Source organism: Aliiglaciecola lipolytica (assembly GCF_018860635.1).
GTDB lineage: Bacteria > Pseudomonadota > Gammaproteobacteria > Enterobacterales > Alteromonadaceae > Aliiglaciecola > Aliiglaciecola lipolytica_A.
Genome location: NZ_JAHKPT010000021.1, coordinates 418,378 through 435,224, shown reverse-complemented (window position 1 = coordinate 435,224; position 16,847 = coordinate 418,378). Strand labels below are relative to the sequence as shown.

19 protein-coding genes are annotated in these 16,847 nt (G+C 39.7%); 5 read left to right on the top strand and 14 right to left on the bottom strand.

Translation table 11 applies throughout. The features are described from left to right. Positions 1–10: 10 nt before the first annotated feature. The gene (locus tag KO530_RS10345) at positions 11–1,102 is read right to left on the bottom strand and encodes a 3-deoxy-7-phosphoheptulonate synthase (RefSeq protein ID WP_216048336.1); all 1,092 of its coding nucleotides are present in this window, start codon (positions 1,100–1,102) and stop codon (positions 11–13) included. Positions 1,103–1,773: 671 nt separating this feature from the next. Here KO530_RS10345 and KO530_RS10340 point away from each other — a divergent pair. The 3 genes from KO530_RS10340 (at position 1,774) to KO530_RS10330 (ending at position 5,100) form a co-directional block, all read left to right on the top strand. Continuing rightward, positions 1,774–3,309, top strand: a complete 1,536-nt coding sequence (locus KO530_RS10340) for a putative bifunctional diguanylate cyclase/phosphodiesterase (RefSeq protein WP_216048335.1) — start codon at positions 1,774–1,776, stop codon at positions 3,307–3,309. 214 nt (positions 3,310–3,523) lie between these two features. Continuing rightward, positions 3,524–4,684 (top strand): porin, encoded by a 1,161-nt coding sequence (locus KO530_RS10335; RefSeq protein WP_216048582.1) that lies wholly within the window; start codon positions 3,524–3,526, stop codon positions 4,682–4,684. Then, complete coding sequence (locus KO530_RS10330) at positions 4,684–5,100, top strand: hypothetical protein (RefSeq protein ID WP_216048334.1); 417 nt, start codon at positions 4,684–4,686, stop codon at positions 5,098–5,100. Before KO530_RS10335 ends, KO530_RS10330 begins: the two co-directional genes overlap by 1 nt. 35 nt (positions 5,101–5,135) lie before the next feature. On the opposite strand, the gene KO530_RS10325 is transcribed toward KO530_RS10330, so the two are convergent. The 13 genes from KO530_RS10325 to ffh all read right to left on the bottom strand — a co-directional run bounded on the left by KO530_RS10325 (position 5,136) and on the right by ffh (position 14,485). Next, positions 5,136–5,717 (bottom strand): DNA-J related domain-containing protein, encoded by a 582-nt coding sequence (locus KO530_RS10325; protein WP_216048333.1) that lies wholly within the window; start codon positions 5,715–5,717, stop codon positions 5,136–5,138. A gap of 123 nt (positions 5,718–5,840) precedes the next feature. Continuing rightward, the gene (locus KO530_RS10320) at positions 5,841–6,581 is read right to left on the bottom strand and encodes an enoyl-CoA hydratase-related protein (RefSeq protein ID WP_216048332.1); all 741 of its coding nucleotides are present in this window, start codon (positions 6,579–6,581) and stop codon (positions 5,841–5,843) included. Positions 6,582–6,621: 40 nt separating this feature from the next. Continuing rightward, positions 6,622–7,194 (bottom strand): sugar O-acetyltransferase, encoded by a 573-nt coding sequence (locus KO530_RS10315; RefSeq protein WP_216048331.1) that lies wholly within the window; start codon positions 7,192–7,194, stop codon positions 6,622–6,624. 121 nt (positions 7,195–7,315) lie between these two features. Next, positions 7,316–8,122 carry a Rossmann-like fold-containing protein gene (locus KO530_RS10310; protein ID WP_216048330.1) on the bottom strand — a complete coding sequence of 269 codons (807 nt, stop codon included), beginning with the start codon at positions 8,120–8,122 and terminating at the stop codon, positions 7,316–7,318. A 137-nt stretch (positions 8,123–8,259) separates the two neighbouring features. Continuing rightward, entirely contained in the window at positions 8,260–8,886 is a 627-nt protein-coding gene (locus KO530_RS10305) for an OmpA family protein (protein WP_216048329.1), read from the bottom strand. Between the two features lie 350 nt (positions 8,887–9,236). Beyond that, positions 9,237–9,596 carry a 50S ribosomal protein L19 gene (gene rplS, locus KO530_RS10300; protein ID WP_216048581.1) on the bottom strand — a complete coding sequence of 120 codons (360 nt, stop codon included), beginning with the start codon at positions 9,594–9,596 and terminating at the stop codon, positions 9,237–9,239. 19 nt (positions 9,597–9,615) lie between these two features. Next, positions 9,616–10,413, bottom strand: a complete 798-nt coding sequence (gene trmD, locus KO530_RS10295) for a tRNA (guanosine(37)-N1)-methyltransferase TrmD (protein ID WP_252729086.1) — start codon at positions 10,411–10,413, stop codon at positions 9,616–9,618. Continuing rightward, on the bottom strand, positions 10,414–10,938 hold the full coding sequence (gene rimM, locus KO530_RS10290) for a ribosome maturation factor RimM (protein ID WP_216048328.1): 525 nt from the start codon (positions 10,936–10,938) through the stop codon (positions 10,414–10,416). A gap of 23 nt (positions 10,939–10,961) precedes the next feature. Beyond that, positions 10,962–11,213, bottom strand: a complete 252-nt coding sequence (gene rpsP / locus KO530_RS10285) for a 30S ribosomal protein S16 (RefSeq protein ID WP_216048327.1) — start codon at positions 11,211–11,213, stop codon at positions 10,962–10,964. A gap of 212 nt (positions 11,214–11,425) precedes the next feature. Further along, positions 11,426–11,587, bottom strand: coding sequence for a hypothetical protein (locus KO530_RS10280; RefSeq protein WP_216048326.1), 162 nt, complete (start codon positions 11,585–11,587; stop codon positions 11,426–11,428). A 29-nt stretch (positions 11,588–11,616) separates the two neighbouring features. Continuing rightward, positions 11,617–11,811 carry a hypothetical protein gene (locus KO530_RS10275; protein ID WP_216048325.1) on the bottom strand — a complete coding sequence of 65 codons (195 nt, stop codon included), beginning with the start codon at positions 11,809–11,811 and terminating at the stop codon, positions 11,617–11,619. A gap of 388 nt (positions 11,812–12,199) precedes the next feature. Continuing rightward, entirely contained in the window at positions 12,200–12,757 is a 558-nt protein-coding gene (locus KO530_RS10270) for a CHRD domain-containing protein (RefSeq protein WP_216048324.1), read from the bottom strand. A 321-nt stretch (positions 12,758–13,078) separates the two neighbouring features. Then, positions 13,079–14,485 (bottom strand): signal recognition particle protein, encoded by a 1,407-nt coding sequence (gene ffh / locus KO530_RS10265; RefSeq protein ID WP_216048323.1) that lies wholly within the window; start codon positions 14,483–14,485, stop codon positions 13,079–13,081. 172 nt (positions 14,486–14,657) lie between these two features. On the opposite strand from ffh, the gene KO530_RS10260 reads away from it, so the two are divergent. Beyond that, complete coding sequence (locus KO530_RS10260) at positions 14,658–15,449, top strand: cytochrome C assembly family protein (RefSeq protein ID WP_216048322.1); 792 nt, start codon at positions 14,658–14,660, stop codon at positions 15,447–15,449. A 79-nt stretch (positions 15,450–15,528) separates the two neighbouring features. Next, on the top strand, positions 15,529–16,821 hold the full coding sequence (locus KO530_RS10255) for an HlyC/CorC family transporter (protein ID WP_216048321.1): 1,293 nt from the start codon (positions 15,529–15,531) through the stop codon (positions 16,819–16,821). The last annotated feature ends 26 nt before the right edge of the window (positions 16,822–16,847 follow it).

Below are 16,847 nucleotides of genomic sequence, written 5' to 3'. Positions count from 1 at the left end.
TAGTTTTACCTTAAGCAGAATCTTTAAATTTATTTAATCTCATTGGCAATACCGTAATGAGTTTTTCTCTAGACCGATTAATCAAATCTTCAGTATCTTCCCAACCGATGCAACCATCAGTTATGGAGATGCCGTATTCTAGCTCACCCGGTAGCTTGCCGTCACTTTTTTGATTGCCAGCACGTAAATGACTTTCCAACATGATACCAATAATTGATTGATTGCCTTCCAAAATCTGGTTAACCACATTTTGCGCTACCAACGGCTGACGACGATAATCTTTACTTGAATTAGCATGACTACAATCAACAACTAGACCAGCGTGTAAATTGGACTTTTTCAATTCGATTTCACATTCGGATACACACACAGAGTCGTAATTAGGCTGCTTACCACCGCGCAATATAATGTGACCATCAGGGTTACCCTGGGTTTTAATTACACTGACTTGTCCTTGCTTATTGATGCCCATAAAACTATGACCTGAAGCAGCAGATTGCAGCGCATTAATCGCGATTCCTAAACTACCGTCAGTACCATTTTTAAAGCCAACCGGCATAGACAAGCCACTGGCCATTTCTCTGTGAGTTTGAGATTCAGATGTTCTCGCCCCAATTGCCGACCAACTAAATAACTCAGCTAAGTATTGTGGGCTAATGGGATCTAATGCTTCAGTGGCAAGTGGAATTTCCAAATCAGCCAACCAAATCAGCAGTTCACGGGCTTTGCGCAAACCGGCTTCGATATTAAATGTGCCGTCTAGTGCCGGATCATTAATCATGCCTTTCCAACCAACCGTAGTTCTAGGCTTTTCAAAATAAACACGCATCACAATAAATAGTGTGTCTTTGCATGACTCATGCAGTTCTTTGAGCTTGAGTGCATACTCTTTAGCGGATTCAATGTCATGAATTGAACAGGGACCGGAAATAACTAAAAGGCGATGATCTTTACGATGAATGATGTCGCTGATAATCGCTCGGGAATCTTCGATTGCTTTAAGGGCCTTGGCGCTCACTGGAAGCTGTTGAGCTAACTGCTCAGGTGTCACTAGCACGTCTTCGGCGCTAACGTGTACATTATTTACTAAATCTTTATACATAACTATCTTTGATTACCTACATCTAAAAACGCAAAAACTTAACCAGAAAACCCATGTAAACTTTTCAATACAACAATATTTACATCAATTTTCAAAACAGGCTTGACTTTTTACCAGCCTTTATTCGGTAGTGCAACCAGAATTTACTAAAACCAGTGATTTCGGTTGATTGCTGTGCGAATACGCTAAAAAAGGGAGTTAATAGGCACTTAATTGGATTTTAAAATAATACAAAAATTTACGGTTTACAGGATCAAAACTAGGGCTTAAGTAATTTACAACAAATAAACACAAGGTAGTAATTTCACCCACTTTGTGAAGATTAAATCCACTTCAAGTCTCGATCTTTGAGGTCTGATCGTTTACCTTTAATAATGAAACCTATTGATTCGTTTCAGGTGAAGATTTTTCACAGCAAATAAAAAGGACTTTTAAATGGCAAATTCAATTTCGCTAATAATTCAGCTTCCATTAACAGGGTATTGTGGAAGGCCAACGTGTTAATCAATTCGCTACTGTTCGTTAGTTTAGGCGTAGTAGCAGTTGTAATTTTGGCGAAGATATTATTACCTTGGATACGTAAAGCTAAACTGAACAAGGGCCTCGCTTTATATCCGCTACACTCCTCAAATTTATTTATTATTCTGGATAAAAACAATCAAGTTGTTTTTATGAACACCACTGCAACGGGATTTATAAAAGAACTAGGGTATCCAGGCAATGATCCTAAGTCGCTGCTACCTAAGAACTTAGTTGATTATCAAAACAGCGCCTTAGCAGACGAAAAACAACAACACTTTGAATTCAAAATTAATCAACATACATTTGACTGCGAATTATTGTGGCATGCTAATGCAAAGCAATGGAATATTAATATGGTTAATATTTCTAGTCGTAAACTTGAGGAACAAAAACGTGATTCACAAGCCCAAATTAACCCCGATACAGGCTTGGATAACCATTATGTTTTTAAACAAGTTATTGAGCAAATGGTGGATCAAAGATTAACTTTTACCGTGGGTCAAATAGAGATTCGCTCATACTCCAAGTTGTTGGCTGACAACGATTTTGAAACCAGCCGCAAAGTAATGAAAGAACTTTCTGATTTACTCCAAGGCACCTGTGTAGAAAAACATCAAAATGTGCGTTTATTCCAATTAACTGAAAAGAGTTTTGGGCTAGTTTTTCAAAAAAGTAACTGCCACGCAACAGTCAAACAAATAGTTGCAACGATAAATAATCAGGTAAAAAACCAGCTATTTTCAGGACAGCATTCTGTCAAACTTGATTATGGTTTTACTAGTTTTCCATCAGATGGAAAAAGCGCAGACGAAATTATCCGCAATACTCGTATTGCACTAGAAAACTCTGCAAGTCAGGAATTTACCGATTATATGATGTTCAGTAATGAGCTAGGTAAATCAGTAGAGCGACAAAACAGCCTTCAAGATGCGATGCGTTCAGCCATAGTAGACAATCATTTCCAGTTGTTTTTTCAACCCCAATATTCTCTAAAAGAAAAAAGAATCATTGGGGCAGAGGTATTAATTCGATGGCAATTAAATGAACAATGGATTTCGCCCTCTGAATTTATTCCCTTAGCTGAACATTCCGGTTTGATTTTACCTTTAGGTGATTGGATTCTGACGAGTGTGTGTCAAAAAGCCCAACACATAGTCGCAATGGGATTTGAAGATATTGTTATTGCGGTGAATATATCACCCAAACAATTTTCCGCACCAAACTTTGTAAAAATGGTTAAACGCGCGTTGTTAAGCAGTGGCTTGGCCGCCAAAAATCTTGAATTGGAGATAACTGAAGGGGTATTGTTTACAAAAGAAGCCGATACCATAAACACGTTAAATCAGCTAAACCAAATGGGCATTAAATTAGCTATCGATGATTTTGGAACCGGTTACTCAAGTTTAAGTTACTTACAGGTTTTCCCCGTAACCAAACTCAAAATAGATCAGTCATTCGTGCGTAATATGCACCTTAATAAAGCAGACAAATCAATTGTAAGAAGTGTTATAGAGCTTGGCAATGAATTGGGGGTGACACTAATAGCAGAAGGTGTAGAAGAGAGTGAACAAGTTGATCTATTAACCCAGATGGGCTGTGATGAAATACAAGGATATTGGTTAAGTAAACCTCTAGATGAAAGCTACTTTAGCCACTTTTTACACTCTAATAAGTTACTCTCTTAATTTCTTAGAGGAATAGCAAAACTCAAGAAAAAATACTAATTTGTTGCTGTTCAGAGCTCAAATGCCAAATTTTATATTTTTATTAGAATTTAAGTGGTTATGTTTATTGACTCTGGCTTTTAGCAGAGTATTTTATAGGTAACTATATTTCCTATTCAGAATGTTTCTTAACTTGAAAGTCCCGACTGTAAAAATCACACTTTGTATCGTCACCATGTTATTCGGTTTTAGTTCGCCTGCCCTTTCCCAAAGCAATGAAAAACTCCAATTTTCCGGGTTTGCACGAGTAATTTTAGGCTACCTTGATGATGAAAATGCTGAATACGTCGGTTACGACAACAGTGTTAGTTTGGATAAACAATCTTTATTAGGCATTCAGGCCGATTACTTATTAAATGATGAAATATCCTTTACAGGACAAGTTGTCGGTTTTACTGATGAACAGCGTAACTCAGGTTTAGAGTGGCTTTATCTCACCTATGCCCCCAGCAATGCATTACAAGTCAAACTTGGCAGACAACGTATTCCGTTTTTTAATTATAGTGACAGTTTAGATGTGGGCTTTGCTTATCCTTGGTTGACCTTACCACAACAATTTTACGACACGGCTTTCTTTTCAACTTTCGATGGTCTGCTAGCTAACTATGAATTTACCTTAAAAGACTGGTTAATTAGTTACGAAGGTTACTGGGGGCGATTCGACGACAAAATTTATTTAAATAGCCAAGAAATCAATACCAAAGTAATTGGTCTTTTTGGTGTCAATGCAAGCGTGTATTACAACAATTTCACCGTGCGAGCATCCTTCAACCAGGGTGATGTCAATATTGAACAATCAGAAGCGAGTGAATTTAGCCATCTGTTACGCCAGTTAGGATTCAGCAACAGTGCTGATTGGTTGAACGCTAGCGGTATTATCCAACTTTATCATTTTAGTGCCAATTATGAGAATGTAGATTATTTTATACGCAGTGAAATATCTAGATTTGACGGTAAAAGTGGCCTAGTGGCAGACATCGATAGTTTTTATATCTCTGTTGGTTATAATTTCTATCCTTACACAGCGTACATATCTTACAGTAAAAAGAACTTGCACTTTGACCACCCAGACAACGAAATTCCATTTGGTATATCACCAGACTTAGATACACTTGCGGCCACTTATTTAGCCGTTTTAGCGGCCTTTCCTGATGACAAGGCAGAAGGTACTAAAGTGGGAATTCGCTGGGATTATCACCCCAATTTAGCCTTCAAAGCAGAAATGACCTTTGTGGAAGCTGAAGACAATATCAGCAATGATTATGCAGTCAAAGATTTAGGTGGATTTGATGGCCATGGGCTTTTGTACCAACTGGGTATTGAGTGGGTATTTTAATGAAACCTTACCTCATTCTTATTCTGCTCACGTTGTTTAGTTGCGCGCACAAGGCTTCGGCTGAAGCGATTATTGTTGTCGCCAATACCGCTGATAAATCCATTCAACTCAATCGTCAGCAAATTAGAAATTTATTTATGGGTGGCGCAATTCCCTATGATTTGCACGCCATTGCCCTTTCTCCTGACAATGAGACTCGACTTATATTTAATACAAAAGTGATCGGCCTTACTGAGTCCCGAATTCAGTCTTTTTGGGCGCAGATGCGCTTTACCGGTCGTAAAAAAGAACCTAAAGAAGTCGGTTCCGAAGCCGAACTTTTAGAATATCTAAAAAATAACGAGGGTTCTTTGGGCTATTTCGGAACTGATGTTGATATTCCTAGCGAGTTGACGGTAATACTGACAATCAACTAAACAGAATTGCAGTACTGCCTATTTGTGATTTTAGGTTATTTAAGTATCTTGTATGCCCACTCTATTTTTTTGCATATTTCCACATCCCCGCCTTTATCGGGATGATGTTTATGGAGCATTTTTCGATAGTTAAATTTTAACTTAGCGATATCATAGTTAGCCTCCAGCCCTAACAATGTTAATGCCGCCTGTTTATCTTTGCGATTAACCTGCGCGAAGCTAACCTTCATCTGCCTCCAAAATGATGCCAACATCTCTTGCACATCATTTTCTGAGGTTGAATCAAAGTTTTGCCAATCCAAATAATAGTCTTTTAGGGGATCAAGCTTTTCAATCGATAAACTCGTATTTTCCAATGGGGATAGCACTATTGTACTTACATTAATTCGCAACATTCCATGCCCCTGTCTCAACCAGCGCTCTTGCAACAAGTATAAGTGATGGAACAATATAAAATGACAACGAAAGAGCGTTAGAGGCTCCCTGAGAGCCTCTTTGTCAAATATTGAATAGGGAGGACGCTGAAGCAAAGTTATAATATCGTACTCGCTAATAGCGCGCTTACGAGCAAGCAATAAATCTTCGAGTGTATCCAGCAGTTGTTGATTTTGCCACAAAATATTCGTTCACTTGATGATGGAATAAAACACAAATTCTATGCCATTTAACACCGCAAAAAATTGATTCTCAACTATATTTAGCCTAACAACTTTGTGCGCCCCAATAATGACGATTTTGCCCTATTTCTTCTTAAAATAAGGCGCTACCGCTTGTTTAAATTCATCAGAGCCTAATTGATTAGCAAATTCGATATTTTCTTTGCTCATCTGGTCGTTGATGATTTCTCTTTGGTGATCTCGGATTAGTGCTTTACTTTTCATCACCGACTTAATAGGTAAGCTAGCTATATGCTGACTTAACTCGGCAGCAAGAGTCGCCAAATTATCATCTGTAGTCACTCTAGAAACTAGACCAAAATTCAGTGCTTCAGCGCTACTAAGAGTTCGACCTGCCAGTAAAATGTCATTCGCAACTGCATGGCCAACAATACTTGGCAGCAAAATGGATGATGCTGCTTCAGGCACTAACCCTAACTTGGTAAAAGGGGCTGTAAAAGAAGCGGATTCTGAAGCCAAAACAATATCGCAATGCAATAACATGGTTAAACCGATACCTATGGCTTGTCCATTTACTGCAGCGATCAATGGTTTATTCATCTTCGCTAGGCCGCGCAAAAACAACTGTACTGGTGTGGCATCAGTCATTTCCATCTGCAAAAAGTCTTTTAAATCGTTTCCTGCAGTAAAAGTGTTACCTTCAGCACTTATCAAAACACAATGAATCTCATCATCGGTTAAGCTTCTTTCTAACCCTTTTGCCAACTCAGCATACATTTGCTGATTGATAGCATTTTTTTGCGCTGGGCGATTAAAGGTCATGGTTAAAACATTATTTTCGAGTGTTGTGATGATTTCTTGCATTTAGTTCTCTCTCGCTGTTTAGTAACGAATTTTTAGTTAATTAATCGCGTTGATTGTTTTTATTATCAATAACTGTAGCCGGCACGCCAGCCACAGTGGTATTTTCTGCAACATCTTTAGTTACAACTGCGCCAGCGCCAATAATGGCATTTTCGCCGATGTTTACTCCAGGCAAAATTTTAGCGCCCATGCCTATCCACACTCCGTTACCAATGGTAATAGGGCTGGCTGTTTCCATTCCTTTTTTGCGCTTTTGCGGATCTTTAGGATGAGTAGCGGTAGAAATTAATACGCTAGGAGCAAGTAAAACATCGTCGCCAAAAGTCACAGGGGCCGCATCTAAAATGACGACATTATGATTGGCATAGAAATTCTTACCAATATGGATATTGTAGCCATAATCACAATAAAATTGCGGCTCTATCCAGAAGTTATGACAGCTTCCAAATAACGCTTTGAGCAACTTCATTCCCTGTTTATAGTCTTTGGGTTCTAGTTGATTGAACAAATGACATTGGGTTTTAGCGTGCATCCGCTCAGCGTGCATTTCTTTGTTACTGGGGAAATATTCCAACCCGGCTAACATTTTCTGTTTTTCGCTCAAATCATTCATTACGCACGACTTCCTCTATACTGGTAAGCACTCTATATGATGGCACCCATTTTTTCGAATCATTGGCAATGATAACTAAGCATAAACCACCCACCCTATTCGCTTACACGGCCTTTCAAATCTAACCTTGTGTTTGCTCTTTGTGATTAAGATATGATTGCCAAAGCTGTTCATAACCAGCTAAACGAAGGTGGAATGAAGATGAACAATGCTCTTGCCAATCTTTATCAGCAGAAAATGGCCCTTTACCGCATAAAGAACAACAATTCGCTTGATGTTTTGAACTTGGGGTTAAATTAAGTTCAGAGTAATCAATGTTTTTACTTCCCCAAACATAGGTTTTGCTAGCGGTAGACTTGAGGATTTTATCGCGATCGACATTGCGTAGTTGATAGCGGGGAAAATCAGCTGGCTGAAATGTCATGTACCCTAAAAAATTGATTTGTTCCGGCACTGGGTTTAAGTTTTCAATATTCCAATGGGAATACGGCTTTACATCTTTGGAAGTGATGTAAGCTAACTGCCTTCCTTTTGGATCAAGAAAGTAATCAAAACTATGTTGTAAAAAGCGCCAGATAAGTAATCTATTTAAGGTGTTTTTATGTAACTTTCCCTTGGTATCGAATTCGGCTTTATTAGAAAAAGCGGGGATTAACGGAAATTGAAATATAATCAGGTCGAAAGCGTGATGTAGACTGCTCGAAAAACTACTCTGGTTACAGATATCCAACTCATGCAAAACCTTCACTCCATGAGCGTGTAAATTAGCTAATTGGTTTTTACTATATTTGCTGGTTAAAGTGTCCTTGTCGTCTAAAACAGACGCTGTCACATTTTTAATCGCTAAATCTTTGAAAATAGACCAGGAAAAAGACAAATCACCATCACCAACGGTCAGTACTCTCCAATCTTTATCTAAATACATCATTTTTGTGGTAATCGTTTCATTGGTATAAGTCTGCGTGAGTTTATTGCAAATACAAAAACGGTTTCAAAAGAAACCGTTTAAAAGATTTATACAGACAGATAAAAGCATAAATCTACACGCTTATGGAGGTACCGCTATTATTGCACAGGTATAATCCGTAATTCCACTCGACGATTTTGTTGGCGACCGCTTGCCGTGTCGTTGGTGGCTATGGGTTGAGACTCGCCAAAACCTAAGGTTTGCAAACGACTGGTAGCTACGCCATTTGATTCTAAGTATGCTGCGACACTATTGGCTCTTTGGATCGATAATTGTTGATTATAAGCGGCATCGCCCACTGAGTCAGTATGCCCCTCAACGCTCAAACGCGTTTTTTCATAGCGATTGATAACTTTAGCGACATCATTCAAGACCGGATAGAAATTGGTAACAATTGACGCTTTGCCTGTTTCAAACGTGATATTACCTGGTATGGCAAGACGTATACTGTCGCCTTCTCGATACACTTCAACCCCACTTTGTGCCAACTCATCACGGAACTCTTCTTCCTGATTATCCATGTAGTTACCAATAGCGCCCCCTGCTAAAGCGCCTAAAGCTGCTCCCCATACGTATCGGCTTTTATCATTGTCGCCAGTACCTTTTCCGACTAGCGCACCTAGCACAGCCCCTATTCCCGCGCCCTTCTGAGCATTGTTGGCATTAGAAGCACATCCGCTGATAATCAAACTTGAAAGGGTAATTGCTAGAAGTGTTTTTTTCATTCTGGTCTCCGTTAGTGAAAATACTAAATAATTTTTCAACTTTATTGCCAATAACTTGCATATAAATAATCAACTATGAGGTTAAAAAGCAGAATCTATACCAATGTCATTATAAGTTAGCTTCTTTTCTCAAATGTTGACGTAAATCATACAATTAGAATAATAACTTGAAAAAACTGAAGCTTGGCTGAACAAAATCTTTGGCCTGCTTGAGAATCTTTTACACTGTGATTTGAAATTATGAATAAAATGTTAAGGTTGAATAAGTTGCTCCAAGAATAACAAGCAGCCATAAAAAAACCCGCTTTCGCGGGTTTTCACAAGTTAACAATAACGCATTAATTAAAATCTTAGTTAAGCTTTTCTCTGATACGTGCAGATTTACCTGAACGCTCACGAAGATAATAAAGCTTAGCTCGACGTACCGCACCACGACGTTTAACTTCAATAGAAGAAACTGCAGGGCTGTGTGTTTGAAAAACACGTTCAACGCCTTCGCCGTTAGAGATCTTACGTACAGTGAATGCAGAGTGTAGGCCACGGTTACGCTTAGCGATTACAACGCCTTCGTAAGCCTGAAGACGCTCTTTGTCGCCTTCTTTAACTCGTACTTTAACAACAACTGTGTCACCCGGCCCGAAAGACGGAAGATCAGTTTTTAACTGTTCTTGTTCAATTTTCTTGATGATATCTTGACTGATTTTGCTCATCATATCCTCTCATCCTAGATTAACTGTCATCTTGCTGCGAAAACGATTTTTGAAATGCATCCAATAGTCGTTTTTGCTCCTCAGTCAGAGCTAGGTCATTTAACAATTCAGGGCGTCGTAGCCAGGTTCTCCCTAGCGACTGTTGTAACCGCCACTGCCTGATTTTTTGATGATTTCCACTTAATAACACTTCAGGAACATTACGACCATCTAAACTTTCTGGCCGAGTGTAATGAGGACAATCTAATAAACCGTCAGTGAACGAATCTTGTTCTGCTGACTGTTCATGCCCTAACACACCTGGCACAAATCGCGATATCGCATCCATTAGCACCATCGCTGGAAGTTCTCCACCACTAAGCACATAATCACCAATCGACCATTCTTCGTCGACTTGTGACTGTATGACTCGTTCGTCGATACCTTCATAACGACCGGCTACAAATATCAGACTGTCATTTTCAGACAATGCCTTCACGCCGGCTTGGTCTAACTTCTTTCCCTGAGGTGAAAGGTAAATCACCTTAGTTTGTTTACCCGCTGCTTTCTTGGCAGCGTTTATTGCGTCTGTTAATGGCTGAACCATCATTAGCATGCCAGGACCACCGCCGTAAGGACGGTCATCAACAGTTCGATGTTTGTCGTGAGTAAAATCCCTTGGATTAAAGAATTCTACTGCTAACAACCGGTTTTTCACCGCTCGACCTGTCACTCCTTGTTGTGTAAAACTGTTAAACATCTCTGGAAACAGACTTACCACACCAAACCAACGAAGTTCACAAGAGCTCGGCTCTTGATCTATCATTAGTGGGTTCATTTAAAACCCAGGATCCCAATCAACCTTGATTGTTTTCGCCTGCATATCAACCACTTTAATAACCTGCTCCCGCAAGAATGGCAACATGCGTTCTTTTTGACCAAAAGCATCATTTGAATTGGCTTTTACTAACATCACATCGTTAGCACCAGTTTCAAACAGTTCTTTCACTACACCCAAATCATAACCACTTTCAGTTACCACTTGCATGCCGACTAGGTCTCGCCAGTAATAGTCGTCATCGGCCAGTTCAGGTAGCTGTTCAGCTTTAATGAAAATCTCCAGATTTTTGATACTTTCAGCATCATCCCGAGATTCCACCCCAACCAGTTTCGCGACAACGCCTTTATTGTGCGTTCGCCAGAGGTCAACGATATATTCTTTTTTACCATCGCCCAAAAGCCATGGTGAATAATCAAATACACCCTGTGTTTCATCAGTATAGGTAGTGATTTTAACCCAACCTTTCACACCATAAGGTGCACCGATTTTGCCAATCACTATTGTGTCAGACGCTAGACTCATCTATACCTCTATTTCTGTAGTGCTTACGCAGCTACGACTTTTGCATCTTTTACCAAGCGAGCTACGCGGTCAGACAAAGTTGCACCATGTCCTACCCAATGCTCAACACGCTCAAGATCTAAACGCAGACGTTCTGCTCGACCTTGTGCAGTTGGGTTGAAAAAGCCAATGTTCTCAATGAACTTGCCGTTACGTGCACGACGACTGTCTGCAACCACTACTTGATAAAATGGACGCTTTTTAGCGCCACCACGCTGTAAACGAATAGTAACCATATAAATGCCTCAAACTCGTAATAGCGTTACTGTTAACTTGTTTGCCCTGCTCTTTAATGTCAAAGACACCGAAAATCAAGGCCGCCGAATTATACTGATATGGCTTAGGAATGCAACTAAGAAAGGCTTAAAAATGCTAATATTTAAACAATTAACCGTGAATATTAAAAACTGTCAGAATAAACATGAAATAAGAGTGATTAAAACGCAGTTTAATTAGCCTCGGAAAACACGTCTAACCCAAGCTCTTGCCAGCGCTGTTTAAACTCAGTTCGCTCTATTTCAAGTAATTGTTCATACGTATTCATCTTTTCTTGATAAGCAGATGTCTGGGTAATTTGGTAACGACTAGGCAAATACTTTAAATTTTCCATCAAATAATAATCCTTCACCTCGACAGTTTCTAATAACTCATTGGCCAGGCTATTTCCCCCTGTTCTGCCAACAAAATGGCATAATAGGCGTCTCTGGTGGTGGAATAAAAGTTGAGTTTACCCCATGCAGTGAAAACCCTATGCAGTTGAGCATCAATCTGTTTGGCATCTTCAACTAAACCACTGATCCGAAAACTATTGGTAATACCGATTAAATTTAACATGAAATAGTAACTCCTCCTTTTTAAGTAATCTTCAGCAGCACCATAACAATATAAGAGGAAATCTGTTACGCGGTGCTCAATTGTACAAACAATAGAAGTAGATTCAATCTGCAGACAGGATGCCAACTAAAGCGAAAAAAATTAACATTGCTGTTCTGCAAAAACCAGCAATAGACGTGACCTCATCTTATGTATTTATTCCGTTGTGGATTAAATTGCTATTTGAGACGAAATTTAGTCGTAATACCGGAATACAATTTGCCGAATAAATTAGTGGTGAAAATGGTTAAACTTAGGTGTTTTGACTCTAAGCAGCTAAAAAACTACAGATGGAGGTTCCCCCCCATCTTTTAATAATTTAGCTAATTTTGTACATCAACACAGTTAGCTAACAACCCCTTTTATTGCGACTCATTACAAATAACATACCCGTCACGAATAAAAACCACGTTGCCGGCTCAGGCATTACGGTTAATTGGCCGCGCAATTCACCGCCATTAAAGTTTTGAGTATGTAAGTTAATGTAGACATTACCAGCCATGAGTTGCTCAGCTAGAGCATCGGTAAGCGGGTTGGTGACATCATCGAAACGCCAGTCGCCCATAATTGAGCCTGAGGTTGTCCCGAGAAAAGTAAAAGTGTCAGTGTCAAAGAGGTGAATCACTCCTCCATTTGCCCCCAGAGGTGCGTTGTGAAAATGTCCACCACCAGCTATATCAATAATTGGCGAGCTTAAATCCATATAATCTATTTGATAGTTAAATACATAGGAACCTGACATTCCACTAAGCTCCCCCATCGCCATGCCAGAGGCTGTGGTTACAATGGATGGAACTTCCTGCTCCCCTTCCAAGGTTGCTGAAAACATGAAACTAGCATTGGCTAAATAAGAGAAAGTAGAAAGAAGTAGCACGTAAGAGATCTTTATCATGAATTTAATTTTCATAATATTATCCTGGGTTAAATGGTGATTAAAAAACAAGCAATTAATCAGCCAATTTTTTTTACCTTCGTTATTAGTAGGTTGCAAATCATCAATTGGCAAAGTGTTAAAAAGGGTGACAGTTTTAAGGTTTGTTAGGCCGCTAAACGAAGCAAAATGTAAACGGGGATTTAAAGCATCAAACAGTATTTTTCGGTGAAAAAAGGCTAGATATGAAATTAGCGCGAAATGAATATTTAACAGCTGTGATAAGAGTTAATTGTTATTGCTGATATTCACACAGATTGCTGGAGGATATTCCTCCAGCTTAAAAACGAAAGGTAATTAACGCTTGGGTGGGAACATTCCGCCCATACCGCCAGGACCAGGTCCCCCCATTCCACCACCTGGTGGCATCATGCCCTTCATGCTACGCATCATTTTTTTCATGCCGCCACCGGACATTTTTTTCATCATCTTTTGCATTTGCATAAACTGCTTGAGCAAGCGATTGACGTCTTGAATTTGCGTTCCAGAGCCTTGGGCTATGCGACGTTTACGTGATCCTTTAATAATATCCGGACGCTGACGTTCACCAGGAGTCATGGAATTAATAATGGCTTCCATTTGCGTGAACTGCTTGTCGTTGGCTTTTTCTTTCATTTGCGCAGTCATGTTACCCATGCCAGGCAATTTATCCATCATGCCCATCATGCCACCCATGTTGCGCATTTGTTCTAACTGCTCTTTAAAATCTTGCAGATCGAAGCCTTTTCCTTTTTGAACCTTCTTGGCCAGTTTTTGCGCTTTGTCTTTGTCAACTTTGCGCTCAACTTCTTCAATAAGGCTCAGTACATCCCCCATCCCTAATATGCGAGAAGCAATTCGCTCAGGGTGGAAAGGTTCTAAGGCATCGAGCTTTTCGCCCATACCAATAAATTTAATTGGTTTACCGGTAATATGACGAACCGATAATGCTGCACCACCGCGAGCATCACCATCAGCCTTGGTCAGAATCACCCCGGTTAACGGTAACGCTTCATTAAAAGCTTTAGCCGTATTGGCGGCATCTTGTCCCGTCATGGCGTCTACCACAAACAAGGTTTCGACTGGTTTTACCGCTTCGTGGAGGTTTTTGATTTCCCCCATCATTTCATTATCAACGTGTAAGCGACCCGCGGTATCGACAATCAATACATCAAAAAATTGCTTTTTAGCGTGATCAATTGCGGCATTGGCAATATCGATAGGACGTTGCAGTGAACTGGATGGGAAAAAGCCCACATCTAAATCTTCGGCAAGGGTTTGCAGTTGCTTAATCGCCGCTGGACGGTAAACATCGGCACTGACCACCAAGACTTTTTTCTTTTCACGTTCTTTTAGGTATTTTGCAAGCTTACCGACACTGGTGGTTTTACCCGCACCTTGAAGACCGGCCATCAAAATAACCGCTGGAGGCTGCGCCGCTAGATTGAGGCTTTCGTTAGCGGCCCCCATAACTGATTCAAGTTCAGATTGGACAATTTTGATGAAAACCTGTCCAGGCTTAAGACTTTTAGTAACCTCAGTACCCACTGCGCGCTCTTTAACCTGCGCAACAAAATCACGCACTACGGGTAAAGCTACGTCTGCTTCAAGTAAAGCCATTCTGACTTCACGCAAAGTTTCTTTGATATTATCTTCGGTTAATCGGCCTTTACCGCTAATGTCTCTAAGCGTTTTACCTAAACGTTCTGTGAGGTTCTCAAACATAATTCTATTATTTCCTATTTCTGATAGTCAGGATTATACCTAATGTATTTGAATATAAGAACCTTACTATTAAGAAGATTTATTTGGGCTGATCTAATATATACGGTAAACTTATCCCGTTTTCTAACTCTAACTGTTTGAATTACTACTACTTACCATAGGGCTTTTAAAAGTGTTAATACAAATTGTCTGCATCGTTTTTTATCTGTTCGCCGCAGGCTGGGTAACCTCTCGCTTATTTCATCACCAAGGTCCGAACCCTAAACTGATGATAATACCGGCTTTTTTAGCCTTAACAACGCATCTATATCTGTTAATTGAAGCCCTCAATCAAGCTCCAGGTGCGAATATGAGCATGCTCAATGTTGCGTCATTAATTGCTTGGTTAGTAACAGTAACTATGACGGTCGCATCATTTGCTTTGGCTACCGCGATTTTAATGCCTGTTGTATTCGGTTTTTCTGCCCTAATAGTATTGCTTGGTGCGTTGATCCCAGAAGTACATATCATGCAAATTCAACTGCAACCGGACTTGGTGATTCATATTACCTTGGCTCTTCTGGCTTATGGCTGTCTAATTATTGCGGTTTTATATGCCCTTCAATTGGCTTATATAAATGAACGTCTAAAACAGAAAAAAACATCTCTTTTGCATTCTTCGCTACCTCCTTTGATGACAGTTGAGACAATATTTTTTAAATTATTGTTAGCTGGAACCATACTTTTGACCTTATCATTGATCAGCGGTTTCGTATTTCTTGATAATATGTGGGCAAAAGAACAAGCGCATAAAACCATATTGTCAGTAATCGCGTGGATAATATTTTCAGTTACTGCAATAGGTCATCACAAGTGGGGATGGCGCGGAAAACCGGTTATATCGGCAACCTTAGTTGGCGCTTTCTTACTAACATTGGCTTATTTTGGTAGTCGTTTTGTGAAAGAAGTTATACTTGGCTCGTGAAGTATTTAAATATTCAGCTTGAATACTGATGAAGATAAACATACATTCATACCTGAACCTTAATATAGGAACAATTTAGTTGGACGACATCTCGACGAGTACGTTAATAACTCTGCTCGGCATTCTGATATTTCTTTCTGCATATTTCTCAAGTTCTGAAACAGGAATGATGTCTATTAACCGATATCGCCTGAAACACCTTGAAAATGAAGGCCACAAAGGTGCGCTTCGTGTAACCAAGTTACTATCGCGACCGGATAGATTAATTGGCCTGATCCTGATTGGCAATAACCTAGTTAATATTGCTGCTGCATCTGTAGCAACCATTTTATGCTTGCGTTTGTTCGGTGATGTTTGGGGTTTAGCCATCGCCAACTTCGGTTTAACCTTTGTGATTCTGATTTTTGCTGAAGTCACACCAAAAACCGTGGCCGCTCTGTATCCTGAGAAAATTGCCTTCCCTAGTTCGATTATTCTATTACCCCTAATGTTCCTGTTATATCCCTTGGTATACCTTATCAACGGAATTTGTAATGGATTATTAATGTTGTTGCGGGTTAATCCGGTCAACAATGATGGTAAAAATTTAAGTCGAGAAGAGCTACGCACAGTTGTGCATGAAGCCGGTGCCTTGATCCCTCAGAAGCACCAAGAAATGCTAGTCGGTATTTTAGATTTAGAAAAAGTTACCGCTGAAGACATTATGATCCCACGTAGTGAAATTGTATCGATTGATATTAATGACGAATGGAAGGATATTCAGCGCCAATTAGTCAACGCACAACACACTCGTGTGCTGTTGTATCGAGACAGTATTGACGATGCAGTTGGCTTTGTTCACATGCGTGACGCATTAAGATTGTTGTCTAAAGATCAATTTACAAAGGCGAGCCTGTTGCGTGCAGTGCGAGAAATTTACTTCACTCCAGAATCAACACCTCTGCACACCTTAATGTATCAATTTCAAGCGGCCAAAGAACGAATTGGTTTAGTCGTTGATGAATACGGCGATATACAAGGCTTAGTCACACTTGAAGATATCCTAGAAGAAATTATTGGTGATTTCACCACTAGTATTGCGCCAGATCATTCCAAAGAAGCAAATATTCAACAAGATGGCAGTGTCTTGGTTGATGGCAGTGCTAACCTTAGAGAATTGAATAAAGAAATGGATTGGCATTTTCCGACCGAAGGTCCAAAAACACTAAATGGACTTATATTAGAGCACTTAGAAGACATTCCAGACGCAAACATCAGTGTTCGTCTTTATGGTTATCCTATAGAGGTTATTGAAATTAAAGATAACATGGTGAAAACCGTGAGAGTATTACCAGCTTATTACAGCATGCCACCTGAAGAAGACACGAATTAACCGTAAATTTTCCTAGCGCGTAAAAT

Excerpts from the sequence above, each read along its gene's own strand:
- KO530_RS10345 (WP_216048336.1), bottom strand. The coding sequence starts at position 1,102 with ATGTATAAAGATTTAGTAAATAATGTACACGTTAGCGCCGAAGACGTG.
- KO530_RS10340 (WP_216048335.1), top strand. The coding sequence starts at position 1,774 with ATGAACACCACTGCAACGGGATTTATAAAAGAACTAGGGTATCCAGGC.
- KO530_RS10335 (WP_216048582.1), top strand. The coding sequence starts at position 3,524 with ATGTTATTCGGTTTTAGTTCGCCTGCCCTTTCCCAAAGCAATGAAAAA.
- KO530_RS10330 (WP_216048334.1), top strand. The coding sequence starts at position 4,684 with ATGAAACCTTACCTCATTCTTATTCTGCTCACGTTGTTTAGTTGCGCG.
- KO530_RS10320 (WP_216048332.1), bottom strand. The coding sequence starts at position 6,581 with ATGCAAGAAATCATCACAACACTCGAAAATAATGTTTTAACCATGACC.
- KO530_RS10315 (WP_216048331.1), bottom strand. The coding sequence starts at position 7,194 with ATGAATGATTTGAGCGAAAAACAGAAAATGTTAGCCGGGTTGGAATAT.
- KO530_RS10310 (WP_216048330.1), bottom strand. The coding sequence starts at position 8,122 with ATGATGTATTTAGATAAAGATTGGAGAGTACTGACCGTTGGTGATGGT.
- KO530_RS10305 (WP_216048329.1), bottom strand. The coding sequence starts at position 8,886 with ATGAAAAAAACACTTCTAGCAATTACCCTTTCAAGTTTGATTATCAGC.
- rplS (WP_216048581.1), bottom strand. The coding sequence starts at position 9,596 with ATGAGCAAAATCAGTCAAGATATCATCAAGAAAATTGAACAAGAACAG.
- trmD (WP_252729086.1), bottom strand. The coding sequence starts at position 10,413 with ATGAACCCACTAATGATAGATCAAGAGCCGAGCTCTTGTGAACTTCGT.
- rimM (WP_216048328.1), bottom strand. The coding sequence starts at position 10,938 with ATGAGTCTAGCGTCTGACACAATAGTGATTGGCAAAATCGGTGCACCT.
- rpsP (WP_216048327.1), bottom strand. The coding sequence starts at position 11,213 with ATGGTTACTATTCGTTTACAGCGTGGTGGCGCTAAAAAGCGTCCATTT.
- KO530_RS10280 (WP_216048326.1), bottom strand. The coding sequence starts at position 11,587 with ATGGAAAATTTAAAGTATTTGCCTAGTCGTTACCAAATTACCCAGACA.
- KO530_RS10275 (WP_216048325.1), bottom strand. The coding sequence starts at position 11,811 with ATGTTAAATTTAATCGGTATTACCAATAGTTTTCGGATCAGTGGTTTA.
- KO530_RS10270 (WP_216048324.1), bottom strand. The coding sequence starts at position 12,757 with ATGAAAATTAAATTCATGATAAAGATCTCTTACGTGCTACTTCTTTCT.
- ffh (WP_216048323.1), bottom strand. The coding sequence starts at position 14,485 with ATGTTTGAGAACCTCACAGAACGTTTAGGTAAAACGCTTAGAGACATT.